Here is a 26438-nt window from a genome sequence, read left to right as displayed (position 1 = left end):
AAAAATCCCTAAGTTCTACCGTCGCTCTTGTTGTTCTTGTCGTTCATTAGCTAACTGTTCAATTCCACCCACCATTATTTTTAGACCTGTATAGAACATCTTATCGGAGCCAATTTCATTAAAAATATTGTTTTCGTACATTCGTTTTATAACATTAGGTCCATCCCCGGATAAGTGCTCAAGCGATTGTTTAAAAACCACTCTAGCATCTCCATTAGGTTCATTTTTCATGGCTAAGTCAATTCGATCCTGCTCATATTTGTCCAATTCGAATGAGATTACATAGTTTAACACGCATGCTATCAAGGAGAATTTATCACTATCGTTTAAAGGAAGATGATCCACGATCTGAAGCAAAGTATTCAGTAAAGATAGATAATTTGGTTCAGAAGGCAAGGTTCTCATCATCAGCTGAGCCGAGCAAGGATACTTATGTAAAACCCCACGAATTCGGTCCACAAAATTAAATAACTGTTCTTGCCAAGTACCTTCGAGATTCGCAGTTTCGAGGGCTTCTTTGGCGACCTCATTAGCAAGCGTCTGGAAAATGCTCTGTTTACTCTTAAAATGCCAATACAGAGAGGCGGCTTGTATTTTTAGTAGTTCTGCTAATTTACGCATACTAAATGCCTCTATGCCGATATCATCCAACAGCTCCCAAGAAGCTTTTATTATATCTTGTTCAGTGATTTGCAGATTTTTGATTCTCATCGAAACGACCTCCTGTTACTGTCTTTCTCTATCATAAGCGAAGATGAATGGCTGGTCTACCATCGTTAGATTACCGCTTTATCTTACAGTGTTAGATATTTTTATTTACAAGCAAATAAACGGGTGCTATATTAATCTTACACTGTTAGTTTAAAGGTGCGATTTTTTAAAAAAAGGAGGCAGCAGTTAGCAATTTTATTAGTAAAAATTAAAAAGGATGTGTATAGACCCATGAGTAATCTTCAAGTGGAACAATCCCAACCAGTCACCAAAGAATTTTCTATAAAAGCAATACTTCCCGTAATACTGGCACTTATAACAGGAATGCTGCTGGTTATGCTCGACAGTACAATTATGAATGTAGCGATCCCGCAGCTTGAAAAAACCTTTAATGCCAGCCTAAAAACAATACAGTGGGCCATTACGGGTTATACGCTGGCTTTATCCGTAATTATCCCATTGGCCGGTTGGTTCTCGGATAAGTTTACTGCCAAACGTGTTTTTTTAGCTTCGATCGTATTGTTTACCATAGGTTCTTTATTATGCTCTATGGCACAATCCACAACAGAGCTGATAATCTTTCGTATTTTGCAGGGATTAGGCGGAGGGATGATTGCTCCAATTGGTATGGCTATGTCATTCAAAATCGCACCTCCCGATAAAAGAGGTTCAATCATGGGATTGCTTGGACTACCGATGTTAATTGCGCCTGTTCTTGGCCCTGTACTGTCAGGATGGCTGTTGGAATATGCCAGCTGGCATTGGATTTTTCTGATTAATGTTCCCATTGGCATTATTGCAATGATTGTTGGAGTGAAATTTCTTCCGGTAATAGAGAAGGGGAATAAAGCTAAATTGGATATTTGGGGTGTGATTTTATCACCGCTCGCCTTCTCCAGCTTGGTATTTGGGGTGCATAGAGGGGGAGTAGATGGCTGGGGGGATCGTATAACGATTATATCTCTTGCGTTCAGCTTCATTGCTTTAGTCTTGTTTATTTTCGTGGAATTGCGCCAAAAAGAACCGTTATTGGAACTTCGCTCTTTTCGATCTCTAGAATTTAGTAAAGGTATGATTTTGACCTGGATTAATCAGTTCGCCTTATTTGGTTCGATTCTGTTAATTCCAATTTTTTTGCAGCAGGTCAGAGGTTTTTCTTCCTTTGAATCGGGGCTTTTAGTTATTCCCCAAGCATTAATATCCTTTGCTGGCATGATTATTGGAGGAAAGTTATTTGATAAGTTTGGAGCTCGGCCCGTTGTGTTCTCTGGACTTGTGCTGCTGTCCACCGGACTCTTTCTCTTGTCACGTTTACAAAATGATACAAGTGTATACGTTATGATCAGTTATTTTGCCATTATGGGACTTGGCCAAGGATTAACTACTATGCAGCTCGGTACACATGTGCTTAAAGCCGCTCCGAAGGATCTGATCAGCCGTGTTACCCCACTTACTGCCTCTGCGCAACAAATTGTGGGTTCCTTTGCTGTCGCTATAATGTCGGGCTTATTGACTTCCAATATAGCTACACATATGAGTCAAGGGAATCAGAAACTACCCTCAGCGGCTATGGTTGCAGGATTCCACGACACGTTCCTAGTTTCATTGGGCTTGGCGCTGTGTGGTGTGGTTCTTAGTCTCTTTTTGCGTAATCCGAAGAGCTGATCCTATCGTACTCTACCAATATTTTAGCGATGTTTATTGATTGTATCCTTGGTATAATTCAAAGATTGATAACCAAGGGGGAATCTCTTAACCCGTGAAAAATATATTTGCTAGATTTACTATAATAACCCTCGCTGTCGTGCTAGCCGCCGGAGTATTTATTCAGCATATATCGGCCGATAACGGGGTTCCTTTTGACGATATAAACACTAGTTATGCAAAAAAAGAAATCATAGATTTATATAACCGGAATATATTAACTGGCACCTCGAATACTAAATTTTCACCTACTCAATCGATTACTAGAGCTGAATTTATAACAGTTCTTGATCGACTGTTGAAGCTTGATCCAGCGTTGAGTCCGGTATCTCCTTATACCGACGTAGCCAAAAGCGTTTGGTATTACGGCTGGATTCAGGCTGCGGTTCAGCTTGAACTGGCGAACGGCACTTCGGCAACTACTTTTGCACCCGCAAAAGCAGTCACTCGGCAGGAAGCGGCTGTGTGGATAGCCAAAGCTCTAAAGCAAACAAACACTGCAACTGCCGCACAAACTAATTTTAAGGATCGGCAACAAATTGCTAGCTGGGCAAGTGCTGCTGTAGCTAAGGTTAATGATCGCGGAGTAATGAAGGGCGATAATAGCGGAAATTTTCGGCCCGCGGACCCGATAACCAGGCAAGAGACGGCAGTGCTGATGGATCGGGTGCTGCAACATACAAGCTGGGCGGCACAGCTGGAAAGTAATCCGGACAAACGTATTGTTATAGGCTGGCAGTATGGTCTCACGACGGCACAATTTGAGAATCATGTTCTGCAATCGAACGTCAACACATTATCACCACGTTGGTATTATGTTGGGAAAACAGGGGCAGTAACGGATTCGACAGACGCCTCACTGGTAACTTGGGCAAAAAAGAATAAAAAGCAAGTCTGGGCGATGGTTGGCAATCGATCGGATCAAGAAGCGACGCATCAGATACTGTTGAGTACAACCGCAAGGAATACGGCAGTCAATCAGTTAGCTGCTTTAGTGAGTAAATATGGATTAGATGGACTAAATATAGATTTTGAAAATGTAGCGGCCGAAGATCGTGTGTATTTGACTTCGTTTATTACTTTATTAGCCGAGAAAATGCGTTCGCTAGATGTTATCCTGTCGATGGATGTATCTCCTGATCTTGGAACGGATTGGACAGAAGCTTTTGACTATGCTGCCCTAGGCAAGCAAGTGAATTATATGGTGATGATGGGTTATGATGAGCATTATGACGGGAGTCAAGTTCCGGGGTCCAATGCCTCGCTTTCTTATGATCAAAGGGCTGTGAATACAATCCTAAAAGTTGTACCTAGTCAAAAAGTTATATTGGCATTGCCCTTATATAATCGGGATTGGACATTGAACCAGAAGGGGACGGTTTTATCCTCTCAATATATTACGCTTCCGGAGCAAAATCAGATTATCAGCAGCTATGCATCGAGACCCGTGTGGAATCCTTCGCTGGGACAATATGTCGCGGGCTACTCGAAACAAGCTATAAAACATACGATCTGGATTGAGGATGGGCGTTCATTAATAACTAAATACAACTTAGCGGTTACTAAAAAACTAGCTGGAGTAGCTTATTGGTATATAGGCGGAGAAAGTTCTGATGTATGGTCCAGCTTAAGGAATGCAGAGAAATTTTACGATTATACTTTTTAAAAATATGAAAGACTGGATGCGAATAGCCGCTTAGCTATATTGCTGTCCAGTCTTTTTATTGGGTTACTAAGGCATAGCTGGTAGGATTAGATTGATTAAATCAGCCTCGCGTTACGTATTTTTTGAAGTTTTTCACGTTTAGAACTTTAACATTTTGAGCTAGAAGTTTCTTGTCGCTAACGACCCAAGTGTGATCTTTGGAGTTTTTTCTACGAATCGCAGCGAAGTTATACTTATTTCCTGCATAGATCTTAAAGCCCTGTGCAGCACAATCCGCACAAAACTTAACGCATTCACCTTTATTCCAATCTGGAAAGGAAATCTGCTGGAAGACATTTCGTTTTACGAGTAGGGTCGCTCCCTGAACATTGGTTACCTGTTTATTTTCCATATGAAGATAACGAAGCAAAAGTAGCTTCTTATCAGTTAAATACATATAGTGAGCTCGTTTTCCAACGATATCAGCTTTAGTTTTATGGAGGATGTTCATACTATCCGTTAAATAGTTGGCAGAATAATAATCGTCGTCATCAAATTTAGCGATACAACTATAATTCGCTAAGTGCACACCAAAATTCAGACAAAACCCCAGTGAACGATATTCAGGTAGTTTATAGATCCGTACATTTTTATGTTTTTTTGCAGCATGTATATAGTCTTCTATTTTCAAGCTATCATTATTAATGATCACGATAAGCTCTTTTGATTTGAAATTCTGTCGTTGATAGTTATCAAATATTGTTTTAATACAATCCATTCGTTTTGTACAAGTTAGAATAGACACGGCAGATGAAGTAGATTCAGCAGTTAATTTCATAACGAAATCTTTGGACGGCGTCCAACAAAATTCCTGTAGTTTTTAATATTCCGGATGATCTTATGGTTAGCTATTAGTGTACTATCACTGATGATCCATGTATGTTTTGAAGAGTTTTTTCTACGTATGGCAACGAAGTTATTTTTACTTGCAGAATAAACCTTATAACCTTTCTTTTTGCTTCTGCTGCAAAAGAGATCATCCTCACCTACGTTTTTATTAGGAAATTTTACATGATCGAATACTTTTCGGTTGAAGACGAGCGTAGCGCCAGGGAGATGGGTAACTATTCGGTGTTCATCATTTGCGAAACGAAGAATCAAAGTCTTTGAACCTAGTAAATACATATAGTGAGCCCGTTTTCCAAGGATATCAGCTTTAGTTCTTTTTAAGGTCAGAATACTTTCCGTCAAATAATGAGGGGCATAGTAATCGTCGTCATCAAATTTGGCGATGGTATGATATTTGCATTTTGTTACGGCATAGTTTAAGCATGAACCGAGAGATTGCTGTTCAGGTTTACGATATATCTTAATATTTTTGTATTTTTTAGCTAAGGTTTGGTAGGGGGATAGTGGAATTTTATTATTATTGATAATAATGATAAGTTCTTTATTTGCATATCTTTGTCTGCTGAAATTTTGGAGTAGGTTGTTTAAATAATTATGGCGATTGGTACAGGTAATAATGGAAACACCTTGTTGCTTCGCTTTGTTGTGAGGTACAGCACTCATTTAACCAACCCCTCATATGCATTTTTGGGAAAAGTCTCATAATACGATATGTCCAAGTTAGGATAGAGTAACGGCATATCAACCTCTTAAAAGCAAAAATGGACTTGTTTAAAGAACACAAAACCCACAGTGATAGCTGTGGGTTTTGTAAGAGAGACAATTCATATGAAACGTTTTGGATGTTTGTTCAGAAATAAGATTCAATGATGGATACGCTATTCTCGATTCTCGCCTTACTCTGCGTTAAATAATCTTTGGTCCAATCATCTAGGTTAGACATATCAAAACTCCGGTACATCCCTGTATAAACAATAATCTCTCTTAATCGAAGAAAAAGAGGAATTAGCTTCAGCTCATTTTCTGAAATCCTGTTCTCTTTAACGTAGCCTTTTAGAAAATGCTCCATAAAACGCTGACATTGAAGCTGCCTGTCCTCCATACTATCATCCCCGTAAACGTAGACTAGATAATACAGTTGAATGGCGATATCTTCTACAAACCAGCTGTACTGAGCTTCATCAAAATCAAACAAAGTCAGCTTACCATTGTCGACCAAAAAGTTGCCTACATTGATATCCCCATGGATGAGACCATAGGTATTTATTTCAGCGTCGAGATGCTTTAGCCGATTCATAAGCGCCTTACAGCTTTCTAAAACGCCACTTTGGGATGGAGGAATAAACTTCGTTACATTCTGCAGGTAGTAGTTCTGATGCCACGCATGTCTTTTGGACTGTGGTTTATAAGATTTTGCTAATCTGTGCATTTGTCCAGTGATCATGCCACACTGCTCATAGAGGTCTAGATCCTTCAGGCAGTCTGGGTAACCTATTCGTTTTCCTTGTGCTTTTTCAAAGGAAGATACCATAAAGCATGAATCATCAATCTCTATTTGCTCAACTAGATTACCCAGAAGAGAACCCACGGGTCTTGATACGGAAACGCCATGATCTGCCAGGTATAGAATCCATTCAAGTTCAGCCGTTAACAATTCCATACTGCGCAGCGAGCTATGAGTAAATCTTAGAATATATTGATGATTGCTAAGTTGATATTCATAAACAAAATTTTGAAATCCGCCAATGAAGCTTAGCTCATCTATGGGGATACCGTATTTCGTGCAGGCAGCACTTACAATCTGATCCTTAAATAAGGACTTAATCTTTTGTTCCAAGGGTTCTACTCCGTTCTACACTACAATGATTTTATCGAAATCGTTCTGGAGCTTTCCTGGACCTTAATAAGCAGCGGCCGTTCTTGTGGGTTGAGATTTGGGGCATGAATGGCCAGCATAAGTCTGCCCGTCAAATCACGAAACAACATTCCATGTCCGCCATCTTTGGCATAAAGAGGCTCAGGATCATGTTGCCAAGGTCCACTAATGTCACCGCTGACGGATCGGGCTAAACCCATGGCATAACCACTAGCTCCACTGCTAGACCACAACATAAGCAGTTCACCACTGCTAGTCTGATGCATAAAAGGACCGTCAGTTACGTATTGCCCTTCTTTGCCGCCTACCGTCCAAGGAGCTTGTGAAGCCTGGAAAAGCAGCATAGGTTCGCCAATAGTAGCACTTAAATCCTCCTTCAGCCGAACGGCATACATTTCTCCATCCGTCACTTCAATCCATTCACGGCAAAAGATCATCCAAGGTTTGTCTTCTTTATCTACATATAACGTTCCGTCAAGGCACTCCCAAGAAGCAGGGGTAATCGGATGATTACTGATAGGGAGATAAGGACCCTCAGGTGTTTCCGCGCTTAATATTTGTGTCCCCCGTGGAACGCCATGTCTTTTAAAAGAAGCGAACATATAATATTTTCCGTTGTAGCGGTGAACCTCTGGTGCCCAGAAATGATGATCAGCCCAAAAATCAGCATCTGGACGAAAAGCAGCAATGGGCCCGGACCATTCCTGAAGATCTGAGCTGATATATACATCGAAGCCGTGAGGTGCGCCACTCCAAGCTGTTAGGCCATCTGTGCCAAATAAATAGTATTGTCCAAGTTCAGGCACAGATAGGATATAGGGATCTCTAAAGTTAATATCAGATAATGTTTTCATTAAAGGTGCCCCCAATTTACAAGCTATCATCTGCTTAATTTTACAATATCTTCTTTAGGCTTGGAAGCGTTACTTCATTTGCTCGCCTTGTAGCAAACGTATTTTCATTACTCCGGGTGTACAGCCGTAGTTTTTTCGGAAGACACGTATAAAATAATTAGTCTCCATGCCCAGCTGAAGCGCTATATCTTGAACGGGAATCTCCACATCCTCCGTCATTAATTGCAGCGCCCGCTCCAGCCGCAGATTCTGCAAATACTTATGCGGAGTGACCCCATATTCCTGCACGAATAAACGCTGGAAATGCTGCACAGAGTACCCGACTGCTGCTGCAAGATTGGAGATCAGAAGCGGTTCTGTGTAATGTTCGTTGATCAGCCCGACGGCTGTAGTTAGGGCTTCATTTCGGACCGACTCAAAGGCTAGACGTTTACCGGAGCCTTCTGAACTCTTGGCAGGGCGCAGCATTAAGAGCAGTCTATAGAGTGTGATAGACAACTCTTGCATCCACATCTCGTCCTGCCGATTGGGGGCAGGAGAATTCACCGTATGCCAGATTTGGCCGATTTCTTCCCAGCATTGTTCAAAACGATCCGTTCGATAAGGAACAGAAGGGAGCAGTTCAAGCGCTTCCAGCAATCCATGAGCTTGACTGCCTTGAAAGCCGATAAAGCCAACATGCCACGGTTCATGAGAGGTAGGATAATATTCATGACCACGATCGGGCGGGAAGGCAAAAGCCATCCCCGGTTCCAGTATGATTTCTGTGCCACTTTCCAGATCACGAAATAACCCGGTTCCGGTCCGGATTAAAAAGATTTGATACACAGGAAATCCTGCTGGGCGCACATGATGGAATTGGATATGGCGACCTACAGAGTAGGGGGATAGGGGCAACGTTCCAGAGTCGCGCGGTAATTCAATCAGAGAAAAAGGCAGCAGGTTTATCACCTCATCTTCATTTTGTGCTATCACTTCGAGACTATATTCCTACTGATTGAAATGACTTTTCCTATATTATAAATAGTATAAATGATGATTACTGAATAAGATAGCTTACGCTTCTAGCCTATCATCAGAGAATAGTCCCATTCTATATATGGGCAGAATTGAGAGGATGATCGTACACAATGAATAAAAAACATTCCCCGATAAGCAGTAAAGCTGGTGTCATGCTGCACGGTGCTGATTATAATCCTGAACAATGGCTGAAATATCCGGAAGTATTGCGTGAGGATATCCGATTAATGAAGCTGGCGGGCTGCAATGTCATGTCCGTAGGCATTTTCTCGTGGGTATCTCTTGAACCTGAAGAGGGTGTGTTCACTTTCGAATGGTTGGATGGTGTACTTGATTCTTTTGCAGAGAATGGGATTTACGCTATCTTGGCAACGCCAAGTGGTGCCCGCCCAGCATGGATGTCGCAAAAATATCCAGAAGTCTTAAGAGTGGAGCGTAACCGTGTTCACAATTTGCATGGCTTCCGTCATAACCATTGCTTTACCTCACCAGTGTACCGGGAGAAAACTGCAATTCTGAATGCAAAGTTAGCGGAACGGTACAGCCAGCATCCAGCCATTATCGGTTGGCATATTTCGAATGAGTTCGGTGGGGAGTGTCACTGCGAGCTCTGCCAGGATGCTTTTAGAGAATGGCTGAAAGTGAAATATAATAACAGTTTGGATGAGGTGAATCATGCTTGGTGGGCTACTTTTTGGAGCCATACCTACACTTCATGGTCACAGATTGAATCCCCAGCTCCACATGGTGAGACACAAGTACACGGCTTGAATCTTGACTGGCGGCGTTTTGTTAGTGAACGGACGATTGATTTCTGCCAGCACGAGATCAATACCGTTCGTCCTTATAATCCAGAGCTGCCAATCACGACGAATATGCATATGATCGATGGCATTGATTACCGCGAGCTGGCCAAAATCCTGGATGTGGTCTCATGGGACGCTTATCCAGACTGGCATTATACCGAAGACGGTGACGATACTAGATTGGCAGCATGGACGGCGATGCACTACGACTTAATGCGCTCTTTTAAAAAGAAACCGTTCCTGCTGATGGAAAGCACGCCATCCCTTACGAACTGGCAATCGGTCAGTAAGCTGAAACGTCCCGGAATGCACAAGCTGTCTTCCTTGCAAGCGGTAGCGCATGGTTCGGATTCTGTGCAGTATTTCCAATGGCGCAAAAGCCGCGGATCAAGTGAGAAGTTCCACGGCGCAGTTGTAGACCACAGTGGCCACTCCGAGACTCGAGTATTCCAAGATGTAGCGGAAGTAGGAAAGACGCTGGCGGGAATGACGGAAGTAGTGGGTACGTCCACTCCGGCGCAGACGGCGATTATTTTCGATTGGGACAACCGCTGGGCGATAAAGGATGCGCAAGGCATCCGTAATTCTGGATTACGTTATGAGGAGACGGTGCTACAGCATTATCGTGCACTTTGGGAGCTGGGCATTCCAGTTGATATTATAGGCTCTGGAGATGATCTGTCTGCTTACAAGCTGGTTGTTGCCCCTATGCTATACCTGATTAGTGAAGAGAATGGAAAGCGCATTGAGAAATATGTGGAGCAAGGCGGCACATTCCTCGCAACCTATTGGTCAGGAGTAGTTAACGAAACGGATTTATGTCATCTGGGAGGATTCCCTGGTCCACTGCGCAGAACACTGGGGATTTGGGCAGAGGAGACAGAAGGGCTGCACAGCCGTGATCTGAACGGGTTAGTAATGGAGGTAGGTAATAAACTTAAGCTAAGCGGTGACTACGATGCGCATGAGATAGCCGAGCTGATTCATTTGGAAGGTGCAGAGGCTTTGGGGCATTATCGCAACGATTTCTATGCGGGCCGTCCAGCGCTTACAGTCAATCGTTTTGGTGAAGGAAATGCGTACCATCTTGCTACCCGTGTGAAAGACACTTCGTTCTATGTTGAGCTATACGCAGCGATCACATCTAAGGCAGGAATTACCCGTGCGATGGATAGTGAGCTTCCAGCAGGTGTGACTGCACAACTTCGCACAGATGGCGAAAGTGATTATGTTTTTGTGCAAAATTTCAGCGGCAGTCCGCAAACGGTAGAGCTGGATGGAGCGGAATACACAGACTTGGAAACAGGTCTTTCAGCTCCGGCCCTATTGAATCTAGCGGTGAATGGACTTGCGATGTTGAAGCGTAAAGCATTAGTATAATAAAAAGGCAGGACCTGAGTTTCAGGTTCTGCCTTTTTTTTGAATAGAATCAGTTCTTAACTCTTCCCATCATAATGGTGTTATACAATTTGCCGTCCGATAGAAGTTTATCTTTCTTTAAAATCCCTTCAATTTCAAAGCCAAGCTTTTGATATAGCTTAATAGCGTTGGTGTTCGTTTCCAGCACATTTAGGGTGATCTTTTGAATACCATTAGTGTCAGCCCAGGCAATCGATTCGGCGAGAAGATTTTTTCCAATACCATATCCCCAATAATCCTGCAGCACACATACTCCAAATTCTACTTTATGAGCAAATCTTTTTAAGGGATAACCTTCGCATCTGGAGAACGCAACGATTTGATTATCAACTACTGCGACTAGAAAAAGGTTATTATTTTTCTCGGAATCGGCTTGAATAAGCTGTTCAAACCCTTTTTCGTCAATAAAGGCTTCGCCTGGTTCCCGATCTAATTCTCGGTTTCTCCATCGATCCGCACCCTTAATTCAGATAACACTTTAGCATCATGAGAGGCCGCAGATCTAATGCTGTATTGGATTCCATTCACTGTAAATGTTTGAGGATTAATGATCATATGTCCTCCGTGACGATGGGTGATGTTAGAATTATTGCTTCGATGCCCTCAATGATCCGAGTGAAATAGGCTGCTTCATGAGGCACAAAATGAGTCCGATCCACACTTTGTTGAATGTTGATTTTTTGTCCGTTTGAATCCACTTTGAAACCATTGATTTGTAGACTATGTATTTCTCCTTGCCAAAAGCTTCGGAAGTCGGCAAACTTTGTGATAACTATTCCTGCGACCTCTTCTTCTTGCAGCTTAAAATCGTCCAGAGGATAAGGATTGTTATAAACAAAAACATGCGCTCGTTCTTTATCGATAAGATTTTCTTTGATCATACTGTAAGGAATCGTACCTAAGGGAATCAGTTCATCAAAAGCTAGCTCCAAACCGAGTTCTTCTTGAACCTCGCGAATCCCGTCCTCTACCGTTTCGTGTGTCAGCAAATGTCCAGCGGCCGTGATGTCCAGCAATCCTGCATAATCTTGTTTCTGCTCACTACGAAGCTGTAAATAAATATAGGGGATTTCTTGGGTTTTGCTTATAAACCAGCAGTGGAAGGTCTCGTGCCAATGTCCTAACCGATGTACTTCTGCCCGTGGAGCTGTACCGATTCGGTGTCCCGCTTCATCAAATATAGTAAGTATCTCATTATGCATAGAAAAGCTCCTTTGTGAAAATATCTACTGCTTAAAGCCTATCATAAAAACGATCGAATTGCTTAATGTCCCCAAGTGATTTTTATTGACATCGTTAAGAAATATATGTATATTTTTGGATGTTAATCAAAGGAGGAGTTAAATGAATTTAGTAGCCATGAAGCGGGAAGACTTGGACACTTTAAGTGATGAAAGGTTAGGATGGGCCTGTATGGAGCCTACCTTTCAGCTGATTCGCGGAAAATCGCCATCGACCAAATCAGAAGTGATCTCGAAGCTCACAGAGGGGCAACAAGCCTTATGTATGTTCAGAGTGCTATATGGTCACAGCTGTAATTCCGAAGGGGAATATTATGCTTGGATTTCCTACATGCAAGACCTGCCAGGGTATTGGACAGGGGTGATAGGAGGCATACGATTTTTTGACGATTCACCCATGATTCTTTTGCTTCAGGAAACAAAGACATTTCTCGAGGAAAGAAATCATCGACTGGGTAAAGAGTGGGCGGATGCGGCCATCACGGATTTGGATCGAGACCCTCAGCTGTTAGAAGTAATTAGTGAGTTATTCGAACGATATAAGAACCTGACACCAAATACGCATAGAATTATCGGCGAATATATTCGCACTCATCCAGAGGAGTTTGTAGAAATAGGGTGTTCATAATTATGAATATGAAGAAACGTTATGTATTTCTCGTACTTATTTTTTTATTAATCGAAATCCCTGTAATCATTAATCTCTACCATAGTTATAATTCATTTGAGAATTTAGTGTTGGATCAAATCGATGAAACAGAAATCACCTCAATCGAGATTGAGAAATCTTTAGTGGATGAAAAGGTAGTGATTGAAGATCCGAAGGAAATTGAAAAGATCATTTATGCTTTTTCAGATGTAAAATTGAGAAGAAGTAGTGCTTTGGACAAATCTACGGAGACCTACTGGATAAGTATTATTGTGAATAACAGCTTGAGGTTTGGCATGAATCTTACGGATACTAACTTCCTGTATGTGACAGATCTTGATAAGAAGGACAAATACAGTTCGGGAAACTTTAGAATGACTAGTGCTTTTGATGTGAATTCCATTGCAAGCTTATTTAAATGATGCACAACGATCCACAACCACTGATACTGAGATTTTCGGACCCAGATGCCCCTATTTGCGAATTTATCGCCTTTTGAGCAGGTTTTCGGACTCCAACGTCGCTATTGCTCATGAAAGAGCTTATAATTGGTGTTTTTTGCACCAATAGCGGCTATGAGGTCCGATAGCTATCCAAATAGCGGATAAAACGGTGTATAAGGTCAGCTGAGTCCTTTAGGTGCTGCATGTGCAGATTGGTTAGTTGAGTCCTTTAAGCTGCTGCGTGCGCAGATCGCTCAGTTGAGTCTTTAGCTGCTGCGTGTGCAGATTGTTCAGCTGTGTCCGATAGTGTTTCATATCCATACAAAAAATGGGTGCCCCTATGGGACACCCATTTTTGTATGGATTATCTAGCCATCCATCCGCCATCCACATTAAGAACGTGACCGTTCAAGTAGTCAGATGCTGCGGAAGCCAAGAATACGGCAGGACCTTTAACATCATCAGGCGTTCCCCAACGTGCTGCAGGGATACGGTCTAAGATAGAGTCCGAACGACTTTGGTCGGCACGGATTGGAGCGGTATTTTCAGTAGCCATATAGCCTGGTGCAATTGCATTGATGTTCAGACCGGAGCCTGCCCATTCATTGGCAAAAGCTTTAGTAAGACCCGCAACCCCGTGTTTACTCGCAGTGTAACCAGGGACATTGATTCCGCCTTGATAGGAGAGCATGGAGGCGATGTTAATGATTTTGCCGGATCCTCTTTCCAGGAAGTGGCGGCCTGCGATTTGCGACAGAAGAAAAACTGTGTTCAGGTTCAAATTGATGACATCAAACCAGTCTTTTTCACTATGATCTTTTGCCGGTGCACGGCGGATCATTCCTGCGCAGTTTACGAGAATGTCAACATGTCCGGTCAGCTCTAGCGCTTGGTCAAAAGTGCTTTGCAGCTTGCTGTGATCACTTAAGTCAGATTCGATACTAACTGCTTTTACTCCAAAAGCTTTTGCTGCATTTACTGTTTCTTCACTCGAATTAAGGGAGACAGACGCAACGTCTGCACCGGCTTCTGCAAATGCAAGCGCGATTCCTTGTCCAAGACCTTGAGCTGCGCCTGTTACAATAGCTGTTTTACCTGCCAAGCTGAATAATGATGACATATAAATTACGCCCCTTTATTGTAAATGGATTGTTATTCCGGGTTTACCCGCATTCAATGGTAACGCCTGCACTGCGGAACTGATCTGCCGTTTCGGGGGAGAGCCCTTTGTCCGTCAGAATCACGTCAACTTCTTGTAGGGAAGCGAAGGTACGCAGTGCAGTATGGCCGAATTTATGATGATCTACAACCGCGAATACCTTACGGGCTGTAGATACAAGGGCTTGCTTGAACTCAATTAAATCTCCGGTATAAATGGAGAGCCCATGCTCTATATGAATAGCAGTCGATGAAAGGAATGCTTTTTGAATATTAAGCTTTTGTACATAGGAGACGGCTTCAGGACCAGCCAACATATTACGGACACGATAACCACCGGGAACGACCAGACGGATGTTATCTTTGGGAACCAGTTCGCTGATGATGTATACATCATTGGTGACTACCGTTAGTGGCATATTGTCCAGACGCCGAGCAATTTCAAGCGTAGTGCTACCGCCGTCAAGAGCGATAATATCGTCCGGTTCAATATGAGCAAGCGCACGCAAGGCAATCTCCGTCTTCTCGTCAGAGTATTTATCCAGCGGGTCCTTGGAGGGCAAAATACCAAACTGGTCGCTTTGTGCCAGCACAGCTCCGCCATGTACACGTACGATCAGCCCTTGTTCCTCCAGCCTGCTTAAATCCTCGCGTATTGTTTTTCCAGTAACCTGAAGCTTATCGCTCAGTTCATTCACCGTTACATCTTTTTGGTTCAGCATAACTTCCATAATCATCTCGTGTCGTCGTATCGGGTTCATCCGCCTGCCTCATCTTTCCGTAGTTGATTTATCTCTATTGTAATTCTTTCATGGATACGGGGTCCATATCATCATATCTTTTATTATCGCCAGCCATACTCCAGATAAAAGTATAGTTATGAGTGCCGACACCACTGTGGATGGACCAGCTTGGAGAAATAACGGCTTGTTCGTTATGCATTACGATATGGCGGGTTTCGTCAGGTTCTCCCATCAGGTGGAACACAACGGAATCGTCCGGAAGATCAAAATAGAAATAGGCTTCCATCCGGCGTGGATGGGTATGTGCTGGCATGGTGTTCCACATGCTGCCTGGTTTCAGTTGGGTCATACCCATAACCAGTTGGGCACTTTGCACACCATTTGTGTGAATGAAGCGGTGGATTGTCCGCTCGTTAGAGTTCTCCAGACCACCCATCGCACCGGATTCAGAATCGGCCAGTGTGGTTTTGGTAGTAGGGTAGGACTGATGGGCAGGAGCAGAATTCAAATAGAATTTAGCAGGTTTGGAAGCGTCTGCACTTTTGAAGACTACATCTTTAGAGCCTTGACCTACATAAAGACATTCTTTGAAATCCACTTCATATTCTGTGCCATCTACAACCACGGAGCCTTTACCACCGACATTGATGATGCCCAGTTCACGGCGTTCCAAGAAATAAGTAACCCCAAGTTCTTTAAGGTCAGTAGTTAGCGCAACCTCTTCTTTTACAGGATTAGCTCCACCAACGATCATACGATCTTCATGGGTTAGGACAAGCTTTAGCTCATCAGGAGCAAAAATAACGGGAATGTGGAATTCCTTACGGAGGCGCTCAGTGTCAAATTGTTTTACTTCATTAGGATGGGATGCGAAACGTCTTTCCATTGAATGTTCAATCTCCTTTGTGTACATATTATCGTTCGTATAGGTACACTTTAGTCCATTTATGTTCATTTTACAAGTGCTAATCTTTTTTATTTCGTTTATTTATGTTTATTTATTGGTTTTTCCAATTGCAAAATGAACGGAAAGTGTGCACAATAGAGCTATTATGCTCGATTTTCATGAATGCCGGAAGATGATATAAAACTGAAACGATGGAGGTTGAAATGTAATGCCGGGGTTGAAAAATATCCAGAGTACTTATAAGGAACGTCAGCAAGAAATTATTTTTAATATAGCACTGGAAGCAGAGCAACGCCCTTTATTGGAAAGTGGACTCTGGTTCCATGATGATGTGCGAAATAACTTTTATTATGCTTCGTATCTTTTTGCAGCGGCTGTTGATGATTCTTTTGAGCTGCCTTTTGATCGTGAGCAAGCGAAACAGAAAGCACAGGATGTACTGCTGGAGATCTTAATGCTTCAGAACCGGCAGCCCGGCACGGAGTTATATGGTCATTGGCCGCTCGGTTTGAATCCGGTTCCGCGAGATGCGTCACCGCATGAGTTACCAGTGGAGCTTATGGGCAACCTGCTGGCGTATTTTTGCAAAAGATACGGAGGAGCATTAAATGCTCAACTTCGCATAGTTCTGAATACAGCGTTTGGACATATTTATCGCAGTGATTTCTACCGTAAGCCGGTGGTTACTTTTGGGCATCATGAAGCTAAATATACAGCTGCTAAGCTGATTTTTGGCACCCTGTTTGCGGATGAAATATTGCTTGAGGATGGCCGGCAGAGTCTGAAGGATACACTGGCTTATATTCGTACTAAAGGGATGCCGGAATACGGCAGTCTACCGTGGTTTTGGCATTGGGTGCAGGCATTCACCTGCGCGTTGGAACTTGTCCCGCCTGAGGATACGGAGCTTACTACGAGCCTTAAAGAAATGCTTGACCATTTATGGAATGTACGAGCTGAATTCTATCTGCGTGGCGCTTGGGTTGGTGCGCATTCTAGAGGCTGGCCGCATGATGTTCCCGGCGATGCTAATGTACTTCATGATTATGTTCAGTTTGGAGATTTCCAGCTGCCTGAGAGGATGCCGCGCACTGAGTATGCCGGTTTATTATTCTATCAAGCATCCGATGAAATATTAGCCGCAGCTATGAATCGCCAGACACCAATGGAAGTAGGGAAGATTACTCAGAAGGTTGTCCCAACGGATCCACAGCCGCAGCCTTTGCTTCATTCCTATGCTTATATTACAGAGGAGTTTGCAGCAGGCGGGATGTGGGAGCGGGTTGAGGAATTCGATAATGAGCAGCTTCGCTGGGCTTTTTCGTTACCTGTGAGTGGAGAGGGAAGCGCAAATCAGCTGTATTTCTTCCATCCGGGACAAGGCTACAATGAGGGAGATCCCCGTCATCAAAGCCGTTATATGGAGGTTCTCTATCACAAGAATGTCATCATTTCTTTATTCCCAATCCCTCAGGGTGAGAAGAATACGATCATCGGTGTACTTCCCCAAGGGGAATGGAAACAAGAGCCTAATACATTGTACGGGCAGGTTGGTGAGACGTATTTTATTATTTATTTATCTCACCCTTATCAGCTGCAGGAACGGTCCAGATTCATAGAGGTATCCGTCGCAGGGATGCCGGGCGGTGTAATCGTTGAAGCATTGGGCATTAAGAAAGCTGCCGAATGTGGTATTATTGGTTTAGAGGCTTTTGCCGCAGCTATGGCTCATAAAGAAAGGAATTTCGAAGTGGGAGAGGTATTAGCAGCGAATTATATCAACATAGATGGTGAAAGCTTAGTTTTGAGTATTAGTAGGGAGTCAGAATTACCGCAAGCTCAGCTTAATGGAATCCAGATCTCATTAGATCATTATTCAGTATAAAAAAACACAATTGCTGTGATAAATAGTAATCCGAGTCGGCCTTTTTTGGCCGGCTTCTTTAATAAGGAGCTACATGAAAGGATGTGATGCCCCATTGCACAGCCCGCAATAGATACCTAAGTATCCGTAAACGTGATTTTGTCCAAAATACTTATAATTGGGGTGAACGACGATTTATCTGGATAAACTAGACCTAACGATTTGGTAATTCAATCCTCCCTAAGCACATTTCCCTTTAGAATAGCGGTGTTAGGTTACTAAATAGTAATTAATTACATTAAACCCTATTTTTCTGAGAGACATTTGTCACAATAAAGGTTAATATCTAAGTGAGATAGAAATGATTGCGCTTACTTATTTTCTAATAAACCTAATCATAATGAATGCGAGGGATATAACAGTGATTGAAACTGAATTTCGTGTAGAAAATGACTTTCTAGGCAGTAAACAGGTAGATAAGAACGCTTATTATGGGATTCAGACACTACGCGCAGTCGAGAACTTTCCTATTACGGGCTATCGGGTTCACAAAGAGTTAATCAAAGCGATGGGGATTGTAAAAAAAGCCGCTGCGCTTGCAAATATGGAAGTTGGCCGTCTCTATCGAGGGCTTGGAGAAGTTGTAGTGAAAGCAGCAGAAGAAATCATCGAGGGTCAGTGGCATGAGCAATTTATTGTAGATCCTATTCAGGGTGGTGCAGGTACCTCGTTAAATATGAATGCGAATGAGGTTATTGCTAACCGTGCCTTAGAACTGCTTGGCCATGAAAAAGGAGACTATCGTCACTTAAGTCCCAATTCACATGTAAATATGGCGCAGTCTACAAATGATGCGTTTCCGACAGCAATTCATATTGCCACACTTTCACTGCTGGAGCAGCTGCTTGTAACGATGCACAGAATGCATGATGTGTTTGCGGTAAAAGCGGATGAATTCGATCCTGTGATAAAAATGGGCCGGACACATCTTCAAGATGCAGTGCCGATTCGTCTGGGTCAAGAATTCGAGGCTTATCGCAGAGTGCTTGAAAGAGATATCAAACGTATTGAGCATACACGCCATCATTTGTATGAAGTCAATATGGGAGCAACAGCAGTGGGTACAGGATTAAATGCTGATCCTCGTTATATTGAATTGGTGGTAGAGCACTTAGCTGAGATCAGTGAATTGCCGCTCGTAACGGCAGATCATCTCGTCGATGCCACCCAAAATACGGATGCCTATACAGAAGTGTCTGCTGCCCTAAAAGTGTGCATGATGAACATGTCCAAGATCGCTAATGATCTGCGGTTGATGGCCTCCGGTCCGCGGACTGGGTTTAATGAGATTTCATTGCCTGCACGCCAGCCTGGATCTTCAATTATGCCGGGCAAAGTTAATCCGGTTATGGCAGAGGTCATTAATCAGGTGGCTTTTCAAGTCATAGGGAACGATCATACGATCTGTCTGGCTTCCCAAGCGGGTCAACTGGAGCTGAATGTTATGGAGCCAGTGCTTGTGTTCAATCTTATTCAGTCCATCAGCATCATGAACAATTCCTTCCAAGTCTTCACAGACTTCTGTCTGGCTGGGATTGAAGCCAATAAGGAGAAGCTTGAGCGGGATGTGGAGCGGAGTGTCGGAATCATTACGGCTGTGAACCCGCATCTGGGGTATGAAGTGGTATCGCGGATCGCTAGAGAGGCGATTTTGACTGGGGAATCTGTACGGGAATTGTGCATTAAATATAATGTGCTGACCGAAGAAGAGCTTAATCTGATTCTGGACCCATACGAAATGACACACCCGGGAATTGCAGGAGCAGCTTTATTGCATAAAGAGTAGAATGTTCCGGAGGATCGAGCTTTTTGTTTGGAAAAAGCAAACCCCCGCCACCGTTTAGGGTGACAGGGGGAGATCCTAAATATGTTTTACTTATATGAATCTACTTCGCGATTGTCTGAAGTAGGTTCTTTTTTTACATTTCAGGCTTAAAAGAAAAATAAAGAACGTAACAGGCCGCGTTTTCTTGGCGGAGCCGTTAGCCTGGTAGAGGCAGTGGACTGGGAATTTTCATAAGAGGTGAGCGGTTTGCCGTTAGACACTTGCAACGGTTCTATGGATGCCGCGATTTGCTTGATCATTATTCGTAGGTCCTCAAGCTCCTCACGCTGCTGGAGCAGTTGGATCAATACTACTTCATCGGCTTTTTGATCGAGTGCACGTTCAACATTGTTGATGCGAGACAAGATATCCTTCATAGGCTCAGCATCTGTGTGCTGTAGTGGGTTTTCCTGTTGTGATGTGGAAATTTGCTGCTCATTCGTGAGTGTGAGTTGTATACATTCCAAGGCCTCTCCGTGATTAATACGGTCTTTAATATGATTGAGCAGGTCGATTTGCTGCTCCGAGAACACATAATGGCCAAATCGGTCTTTTGGAAAAAAATCAGGGAACATGGCAGCCCAACGTTTAATTGTGGTTAGACTAACTGACAGCAGCTCTGCGGCATCTTTTGTTTTTAGAATATCCATTTCGATTCCTCCAGTTCACGTAGTCATGTTATGAGTAATATTCGTTGTCCAGCAGCGGCTCCCTGCACGGTTGACAAAGGTAGTGCGTATTCGCTAAACAAAGTGTAATTACGAGCAATCTCACCCTTTTGGATTTCACTATCTTGCTTTTCCATTCCAAATTGAGTACAGATGAGCCTGCTCAGGGGTATAATTGCATTAGAGGTGAAGGCGATGAACAGGATTGAAGATGAGGAACAAATGACTGAGGAGCAATGGCAGGCTATTTTGCAAAACGATGTTGCTTATAACGACATATTTTTTTATGCGGTGAAGACTACAGGAATTTTTTGTCGACCCTCCTGCAAATCCAAAGCACCCAATCGGGAGAATGCGTGTGTTTTTCAGAATGCTGAACAAGCGCTGGCAGCCGGATTTCGTCCTTGCAAAAGATGTAAACCGACAGGTGAGCGTCTTCCTGATAAGGAATGGGTAGCTGTGATGACGGAGTACATTGATCATAATTATATGGCCCCCCTCACCCTTGAAACGTTAGCTGAGGTATGTCATGGCAGTCCTTATCATTTACATCGAACCTTTAAGAAAGTAACAGGAATCACTCCCGTGGATTATATACAGCAAAAGAGAATCGCTAAGGCATCTGAGTATTTGCTTACTACAGAGCAGGCAGTTGCTGAGATTGCATTGCGCGTGGGTCTGCCCAATACATCGTATTTTATTACTTTATATAAGAAAAAAACAGGGTATACGCCCACACAGTTTCGTCAGCTTAACAAACAGAAAGTAACGTTGGCTTCTGATTTTAATTTGGAGGGACCGAATCATGGAGAATAAAACAAATGCTATTCTATACTGGACATTATTAACCGATAAGGACTGGAGTTTTTATATTGCAGCCACAGAGAAGGGTTTAAGTTATGTGAGTTCGCAGCAGCAACCCTTTGAGGAATTAAGCGAATGGGTTAGACGTCGTTTTCCGGGGAGTGAACTGGTGCAGGACGATGAGAAGATGGCGCCTTATGTGAGGGAGCTTAGTGAATATTTGCAAGGGAACCGGCAGAGCTTCGGCATTCCTTTTGATTATCAGGGAACTCCTTTTCAGCTTGCGGTGTGGAAGGCGTTATGTGAAATTCCATATGGACAAACCTGGTCCTATTCGGATATTGCCACACATATTCAAAGACCAGCTGCGGTGCGCGCGGTAGGGACTGCCATTGGCGCGAATCCGATTCTGATTACGGTGCCCTGCCACCGGGTTATTGGTAAGAATGGGACATTAACAGGATACCGGGGTGGTTTGGATATGAAGACCAAGCTACTTCAGTTGGAAAGAGGAGAGTATACAGCAGATATATGAAAATAGAGTCCAATTACACCTCCCCAAAAACCTTGCTGAATAAAGGAACAGGTTATCTGTCAGGCTACAGTCATTCCTTAAATCCATATACGGGCTGCACTTATGGCTGTTCCTATTGTTATGTACGTCAGATGCCTGTCTCGCTGTTCCGCAAAGAGGAGTGGGGGACGTGGGTAGATGTTAAACAAGAAGCGGCTGCAATTTTACAAAAAGAACTGCACAAAGCGAAGGCGAAAGGTCCCGTCTCTATTTTTATGTCGTCAAGCACAGATCCCTATCAACCGGTAGAGCATAAGGAAGAGGTGACGAGATCTTTACTGGAGGTTATGGTTCAAGATCCGCCCGATTTCCTATTCGTGCAGACGCGTAGTCCGCTGGTTCGCAGAGATATAGATTTATTATTACGTTTAGAGGATAAGGTTCGTGTAAGTATAACTGTAGAAACAGACCGAGAAGATATTCGCCAAAAATTCACACCAAGCGCCCCTTCCATTGCTGCAAGACTGAAGACGTTACAGCTTCTACGTGAAGCTGGCATCCCCATTCAAGCTACTATAGCGCCAGTACTGCCAAGCAGTCCAACTTTTCCAGCAACCTTAAGGGCTTTTGTGGATAGAGTCTGTGTGGATGACTATTTTATGGGCGACGGCAGCGGCGGCAAACGCACACGGAGATTAGGGATTTATTCCCTATATGAAGAGCTGCAACTGGAAGATTGGTATGATCCTGCAGCATATCGCAGAGTGTATGAAGGACTTCAGCAAGTTTTTTCCGAAGAGGAGCTATTCTTGAGCCAGAAGGGGTTCGAGCCTTAATCTGAAACATGGTATAATAAATGAGAGCATTCATACTTAGTATTTAATATACTTAATATCCGTAATAGCTTATTGGAGGATTAGTGTGGCAAAAGCAAAGGTGGCCAAGCGGCCCACAAGAGATGAATTTGTGCTTGAGGAGTTAGGTAATCAGTTAGTTGAAGCTAAGCAAGAAGGTTCTGAGATTTTATTGACCGTATGGGGAAAAGAAGAAGAGGTACGCGGCATGATCGTGGAAATGGATTCGCGAACCGGGAAAGTACACCTCAGTAACCATGAAGAAATCATAAAAGTTCCTTTTATGGATATCATGCAGGTTAATTATCCCAGAGATTAATGGGCACGGCAGCAACAGGAGGTCCTGAAAGCTATCATAGCTTTGGGGCCTCTTTGATCATAAAGGTAAGGAATAGAGGATATAGAAAGGGAGGTCAACAATGCAAGTAACCAAAACCAACGCGATGCGAATGCTGGATGCCAAAAAAATAGGCTATGAAGTGTTCGCTTATGACAATGAAGATGGACTAATCCATGGCACGGCTGTGGCTGAGAAGATTGGAAAGGCGGCAGAGACGGTTTTTAAAACGTTGGTCGCTCATAGCGGCGCAAATCTTTATGTATTTGTTATCCCAGTTGCCGAAGAGCTGGATCTCAAAAAGGCGGCCAAAGCCGCCGGAGAGAAAAAAATTGAGATGCTGCCAGTGAAGGATCTGCAGAAATGGACAGGGTATATCCGCGGTGGTTGTTCACCTGTTGGAATGAAAAAGCTGTACCCCACGTTCATTGATAGTAGTGCAGAAGGGCTGAACACGATGGCTGTCAGCGCTGGGAAGATTGGCCAGCAAATGGACGTAGCCCCACAGTTACTCGCTGAGGTTGTGCATGCGAAGTTTACAGAACTAATCAAATAGCCGAGCAGCAAGCTGGCCTAAATATTCCTTCAATGCTAACCCTGTTGTGGAGATCGCTCCCGGGGATGGACTGAACTTGGCGGGCTGCAGTGCAATATCAGCGCTGGCGATATAATCCGTAGGATAGGCTTGCGCTGTTAGCGCTGCATTCTTAAAGTGCAACATCGCACGGGACATATGAAAACCTGAAGTAACTAATATAGGTTTTTTTAGTCCGGTTTGTTGAAGGATGGCTGCGGTATTTACAGCGTTTTGCTCCGTGTTGAGGGATTGATTTTCGATCAGGATGTCCTCTTCGGGTATGCCGAGACCCAGTAGTTGTCTTTGCGCGATATCCGCTTCATTACCACTGTCGGAGAATACTTGTCCGCCAGAAAATAAGATTGGCAGACCAGTCTGCCGATGGAGGCGAACAGCAGTAAGCAGGCGATTTGCCGCTGATCCGTATAAATTGCCCTCGCCGTCTATATCCGGTGTGCCAGAGCTGGCGCCCCCGCCGAGTACGACGATGACATCTCCTTGCAAAGTTTCCGGCTGCGGATATTTCCGTTCTAGACTGCCGATCAGCGCATCGCTGATTAAGGGTGTCATGGAGAAATACATTAATAGTGTAACCCCGAGTAGAACTAGTGCTGGCCGGCGGTTTTTTTTCCATAACCAAATGACTAAACCTAGCAGAAGCACGATAAACAGGCCGGGGGGAAGCACAAAGCTGTATACAAATTTGATGATGTAAATCAACAGTATCAACCGCCTTCTAAAAATATAAGTTCAGGTTGTATTGTAACATGAGATTGCAAGATTACATATTTACATGCGTATCCTTATACAAAACGGATATTGCCGCAGCTATCAGGATCATCCCCATAAAAGCGGGTGCAGCATGGCCAAGTGATACATATATTTGCCCTCCAATGACAGGCCCGATCATTCTTGCTAAAGCCTGAATAGATTGGCTACCGCCTTGAATCCTCCCTTGTTCACTAGAATCGACAGACTTGGAAAGCATCCCATTGAATGAAGGCCCAAAGATCGAATCCCCAAAACCAAATATAAACATTCCAGCGATAAAAAGCGGATAGTATGAGAACAAAGCAGATAGTGCAATAAGACTGTAGCCTATAATCTCCGAAACCATTCCAAGAATTGCAATCTGTTTATCCCTAAATTTCAGCAAAAGCTTAGGCATGATGAAACCCTGTGAAATGATGTCTTGGAAGCCCATAATTGAAAACATCAGTCCGATTAGTGCAGGCTTCCAGCTGAAAGTATCCATTGTGAATTGTGAAAAAACAGCCTGTAAAGATCCGTTGGGTATCCAGAGTAAGAATGCTGAGACCAGTAGCCTTTTTAAGTTTTTTATGGACAATATGCTTGCAAGCTGTGTAAATGGATTCAGTCTTACCAAGGTAATTTCTTTTAGTCTATTGTTCTTGTCAAGGCTCTCAGGCATAAAAAAGAATCCGTAAACAACATTTAATAAGGTTATTATTGCTCCGAAATACATAGGTACAGAATAACCAAACTTGGCAAGTAAACCTCCTAGCGTTGGACCAATGACGGTGCCTACACCTACAACTGCACTCACCCAGCCAAAGTATTTGGTTCTCTGTTCTGGTGGAATGATGTCAGCAAAATAGGCGAAGATAGTACCTATGCTTCCGCCGGTTATACCTTCTATTAAACGTCCAACAAAAAGTACCCATAACGCTCCTCCTATTCCAAAAACTAAGTATCCAATCGCGGAACCCAAAAGGCATACCAAAAGTAATGGACGACGCCCGTATTTGTCACTCAAAGCTCCAAGTGCAGGGGCTGCAAAAAATACGCAGACTGCATAAACAGACGTCAGCAGCGTGACAACTATAGCCTGTTCTCCCGGATTGCTTATATAAGGCTGCACTAAAAATGGGACAACGGGCATGATGATACTGAAGCCTATTCCGCACAGAAACACAGAGATCAAACCGAAGATTAGAGCGTGTTTATCTACGGTTTGCTCTGTGTTCTGTTCATTATGTGATCTGAATTTGAACATTAAATTCTCTCCTCAAAAGTTGATTTTTTGATTCCTTGGAAACAAATCTGGTACATCACCATTTTTATCACGGTTTTGTTTCCGTGTCAACAAAATAATAACCATAAAAATGCAGCCTTTCTCATAAGAGCCCGGCTGCATGGAGTTTCATTTTCATTATTCGAATTTATTCGGATTAAAATCTATACCCTGTTTCTTTATTTCTGCATCCAAATGCCTACTATACTTTTCTACGAAGCTAAGCATACTGTCAAATTGCTCCTCAGTTACCTTCTCAAATACGGCTTTATCCCGCTCTTGGAACTCTTTGTGCAGGTCCTCATGGATTTTATAAATTACTTTCCCTTGCTCAGTAAGCCTAAAATAGATTTCTTTTTTGTTATCCGATTTTTGGTAGCTTTCGATGAGGCCCTTTTGGATGAGCTTCTTAGTTAATTTACTTATGGCACCGCGAGTCATATAAAAGGACTCTGCAAGTTTTGTGACGTTGGAATCTGCATTTTTTTCAATGTATTCGATGCAATGTACTTCAGAAGGTTTATAACCCTTAAGACTGTCTTCCATCTTATCCTTATTAAGCCAAACCATCTTGTTATATACGTCCCTGAAACCCATCATGACCTGATCTTCTTTGTTCATGGCCTGTCCTCCCAGCGCTCTTACATTAATAAATTATATTGATTTTTTGTTTCTATTTCAACAATATTAAAGTTGAGGATAGTTTGTTTCATTGAACTTTAGATAAAAATAACAGGTGAGTAGTAACAAGCGTAGATATAATATTCTTAAGAAACTGCGGTTTCTTCTTAAGAAAGTTCATCCGCTTGAAGCTG

26 protein-coding genes and 1 pseudogene are annotated in these 26438 nt (G+C 43.1%); 12 read left to right on the top strand and 15 right to left on the bottom strand.

Annotated elements, in window-relative coordinates:
• Positions 1–15 precede the first annotated feature (15 nt).
• Positions 16–711, bottom strand: a complete 696-nt coding sequence (locus tag NST40_RS19010; protein ID WP_076217839.1) for a TetR/AcrR family transcriptional regulator C-terminal domain-containing protein — start codon at positions 709–711, stop codon at positions 16–18.
• A 231-nt stretch (positions 712–942) separates the two neighbouring features.
• Here NST40_RS19010 and NST40_RS19005 point away from each other — a divergent pair, with 231 nt between their 5' ends.
• Entirely contained in the window at positions 943–2376 is a 1434-nt protein-coding gene (locus NST40_RS19005; protein WP_076277805.1) for an MDR family MFS transporter, read from the top strand.
• A 94-nt stretch (positions 2377–2470) separates the two neighbouring features.
• Positions 2471–4081 (top strand): S-layer homology domain-containing protein, encoded by a 1611-nt coding sequence (locus tag NST40_RS19000; protein ID WP_342409899.1) that lies wholly within the window; start codon positions 2471–2473, stop codon positions 4079–4081.
• Positions 4082–4181: 100 nt separating this feature from the next.
• Here the strand turns inward: NST40_RS19000 and NST40_RS18995 are convergent, their stop codons facing one another.
• The 5 genes from NST40_RS18995 to NST40_RS18975 all read right to left on the bottom strand — a co-directional run bounded on the left by NST40_RS18995 (position 4182) and on the right by NST40_RS18975 (position 8674).
• A complete protein-coding gene (locus tag NST40_RS18995; RefSeq protein WP_076190933.1) occupies positions 4182–4898 on the bottom strand; it encodes a glycosyltransferase family A protein in 717 nt (238 codons plus the stop codon).
• Positions 4895–5632, bottom strand: a complete 738-nt coding sequence (locus NST40_RS18990; protein ID WP_076277804.1) for a glycosyltransferase — start codon at positions 5630–5632, stop codon at positions 4895–4897. The genes NST40_RS18995 and NST40_RS18990 overlap by 4 nt, the downstream gene beginning before the upstream one ends.
• 187 nt (positions 5633–5819) lie before the next feature.
• Positions 5820–6806, bottom strand: coding sequence for a phosphotransferase (locus NST40_RS18985; RefSeq protein WP_342409898.1), 987 nt, complete (start codon positions 6804–6806; stop codon positions 5820–5822).
• Positions 6807–6826: 20 nt separating this feature from the next.
• On the bottom strand, positions 6827–7699 hold the full coding sequence (locus NST40_RS18980; RefSeq protein ID WP_248548822.1) for a glycoside hydrolase family 43 protein: 873 nt from the start codon (positions 7697–7699) through the stop codon (positions 6827–6829).
• 69 nt (positions 7700–7768) lie between these two features.
• On the bottom strand, positions 7769–8674 hold the full coding sequence (locus tag NST40_RS18975) for an AraC family transcriptional regulator (protein WP_342409897.1): 906 nt from the start codon (positions 8672–8674) through the stop codon (positions 7769–7771).
• A 155-nt stretch (positions 8675–8829) separates the two neighbouring features.
• Here NST40_RS18975 and NST40_RS18970 point away from each other — a divergent pair, with 155 nt between their 5' ends.
• Positions 8830–10905 (top strand): beta-galactosidase, encoded by a 2076-nt coding sequence (locus NST40_RS18970; protein ID WP_076277801.1) that lies wholly within the window; start codon positions 8830–8832, stop codon positions 10903–10905.
• Positions 10906–10954: 49 nt separating this feature from the next.
• On the opposite strand, the pseudogene NST40_RS18965 reads toward NST40_RS18970, so the two are convergent.
• Together NST40_RS18965 and NST40_RS18960 are read right to left on the bottom strand one after the other, a co-directional pair.
• Positions 10955–11499: pseudogene (locus tag NST40_RS18965) on the bottom strand (GNAT family N-acetyltransferase).
• Positions 11496–12146: an NUDIX domain-containing protein gene (locus NST40_RS18960; protein ID WP_076190947.1), complete on the bottom strand. Its 651-nt coding sequence runs from the start codon at positions 12144–12146 to the stop codon at positions 11496–11498. The pseudogene NST40_RS18965 and the gene NST40_RS18960 overlap by 4 nt, the downstream one beginning before the upstream one ends.
• Before the next feature lie 142 nt (positions 12147–12288).
• Here NST40_RS18960 and NST40_RS18955 point away from each other — a divergent pair, with 142 nt between their 5' ends.
• A complete protein-coding gene (locus NST40_RS18955) occupies positions 12289–12813 on the top strand; it encodes a hypothetical protein (protein WP_280753090.1) in 525 nt (174 codons plus the stop codon).
• A 2-nt stretch (positions 12814–12815) separates the two neighbouring features.
• Positions 12816–13256, top strand: coding sequence for a hypothetical protein (locus NST40_RS18950; protein WP_076217830.1), 441 nt, complete (start codon positions 12816–12818; stop codon positions 13254–13256).
• 385 nt (positions 13257–13641) lie between these two features.
• Here the strand turns inward: NST40_RS18950 and kduD are convergent, their stop codons facing one another.
• The 3 genes from kduD to kduI are packed head-to-tail and all read right to left on the bottom strand — an operon-like array spanning position 13642 to position 16064.
• Positions 13642–14397, bottom strand: coding sequence for a 2-dehydro-3-deoxy-D-gluconate 5-dehydrogenase KduD (kduD, locus tag NST40_RS18945; protein ID WP_036688326.1), 756 nt, complete (start codon positions 14395–14397; stop codon positions 13642–13644).
• Between the two features lie 43 nt (positions 14398–14440).
• Positions 14441–15196 (bottom strand): DeoR/GlpR family DNA-binding transcription regulator, encoded by a 756-nt coding sequence (locus NST40_RS18940; protein ID WP_076129821.1) that lies wholly within the window; start codon positions 15194–15196, stop codon positions 14441–14443.
• Positions 15197–15230: 34 nt separating this feature from the next.
• Entirely contained in the window at positions 15231–16064 is an 834-nt protein-coding gene (gene kduI / locus NST40_RS18935) for a 5-dehydro-4-deoxy-D-glucuronate isomerase (protein WP_036688322.1), read from the bottom strand.
• Between the two features lie 229 nt (positions 16065–16293).
• Here kduI and NST40_RS18930 point away from each other — a divergent pair, with 229 nt between their 5' ends.
• Entirely contained in the window at positions 16294–17970 is a 1677-nt protein-coding gene (locus tag NST40_RS18930) for a hypothetical protein (protein ID WP_076217829.1), read from the top strand.
• Positions 17971–18364: 394 nt separating this feature from the next.
• Positions 18365–19795, top strand: coding sequence for an aspartate ammonia-lyase (gene aspA, locus NST40_RS18925; protein ID WP_094903409.1), 1431 nt, complete (start codon positions 18365–18367; stop codon positions 19793–19795).
• Between the two features lie 146 nt (positions 19796–19941).
• On the opposite strand, the gene NST40_RS18920 is transcribed toward aspA, so the two are convergent.
• Positions 19942–20484 (bottom strand): MerR family transcriptional regulator, encoded by a 543-nt coding sequence (locus tag NST40_RS18920; RefSeq protein ID WP_280753091.1) that lies wholly within the window; start codon positions 20482–20484, stop codon positions 19942–19944.
• A gap of 213 nt (positions 20485–20697) precedes the next feature.
• Here NST40_RS18920 and NST40_RS18915 point away from each other — a divergent pair, with 213 nt between their 5' ends.
• From NST40_RS18915 to ybaK, 5 genes are all read left to right on the top strand, one after another.
• A complete protein-coding gene (locus tag NST40_RS18915) occupies positions 20698–21318 on the top strand; it encodes a bifunctional transcriptional activator/DNA repair enzyme AdaA (protein ID WP_076217828.1) in 621 nt (206 codons plus the stop codon).
• The gene (locus NST40_RS18910) at positions 21308–21841 is read left to right on the top strand and encodes a methylated-DNA--[protein]-cysteine S-methyltransferase (RefSeq protein WP_342409896.1); all 534 of its coding nucleotides are present in this window, start codon (positions 21308–21310) and stop codon (positions 21839–21841) included. The genes NST40_RS18915 and NST40_RS18910 overlap by 11 nt, the downstream gene beginning before the upstream one ends.
• Entirely contained in the window at positions 21838–22656 is an 819-nt protein-coding gene (locus NST40_RS18905; RefSeq protein WP_342409895.1) for a radical SAM protein, read from the top strand. The genes NST40_RS18910 and NST40_RS18905 overlap by 4 nt, the downstream gene beginning before the upstream one ends.
• 85 nt (positions 22657–22741) lie before the next feature.
• Positions 22742–22993, top strand: a complete 252-nt coding sequence (locus NST40_RS18900; protein WP_036688306.1) for a YolD-like family protein — start codon at positions 22742–22744, stop codon at positions 22991–22993.
• Between the two features lie 100 nt (positions 22994–23093).
• On the top strand, positions 23094–23567 hold the full coding sequence (ybaK, locus tag NST40_RS18895; RefSeq protein WP_076217825.1) for a Cys-tRNA(Pro) deacylase: 474 nt from the start codon (positions 23094–23096) through the stop codon (positions 23565–23567).
• Here the strand turns inward: ybaK and NST40_RS18890 are convergent.
• The 3 genes from NST40_RS18890 to NST40_RS18880 form a co-directional block, all read right to left on the bottom strand.
• Positions 23556–24308 carry a YdcF family protein gene (locus tag NST40_RS18890; RefSeq protein ID WP_342409894.1) on the bottom strand — a complete coding sequence of 251 codons (753 nt, stop codon included), beginning with the start codon at positions 24306–24308 and terminating at the stop codon, positions 23556–23558. The two genes, ybaK and NST40_RS18890, sit on opposite strands and share 12 nt — an antisense overlap.
• Before the next feature lie 61 nt (positions 24309–24369).
• Positions 24370–25605: an MFS transporter gene (locus tag NST40_RS18885; RefSeq protein ID WP_076182520.1), complete on the bottom strand. Its 1236-nt coding sequence runs from the start codon at positions 25603–25605 to the stop codon at positions 24370–24372.
• Between the two features lie 156 nt (positions 25606–25761).
• Complete coding sequence (locus tag NST40_RS18880; protein WP_076217823.1) at positions 25762–26244, bottom strand: MarR family transcriptional regulator; 483 nt, start codon at positions 26242–26244, stop codon at positions 25762–25764.
• Between the last annotated feature and the right edge of the window lie 194 nt (positions 26245–26438).

The sequence above is a fragment of the Paenibacillus sp. FSL R10-2778 genome (assembly GCF_038593035.1).
Taxonomy (GTDB): Bacteria; Bacillota; Bacilli; order Paenibacillales; family Paenibacillaceae; genus Paenibacillus_AQ; species Paenibacillus_AQ odorifer.
Note: the sequence above shows the minus strand (reverse complement) of the source record. Positions and strands in the feature narration are given on the sequence as shown.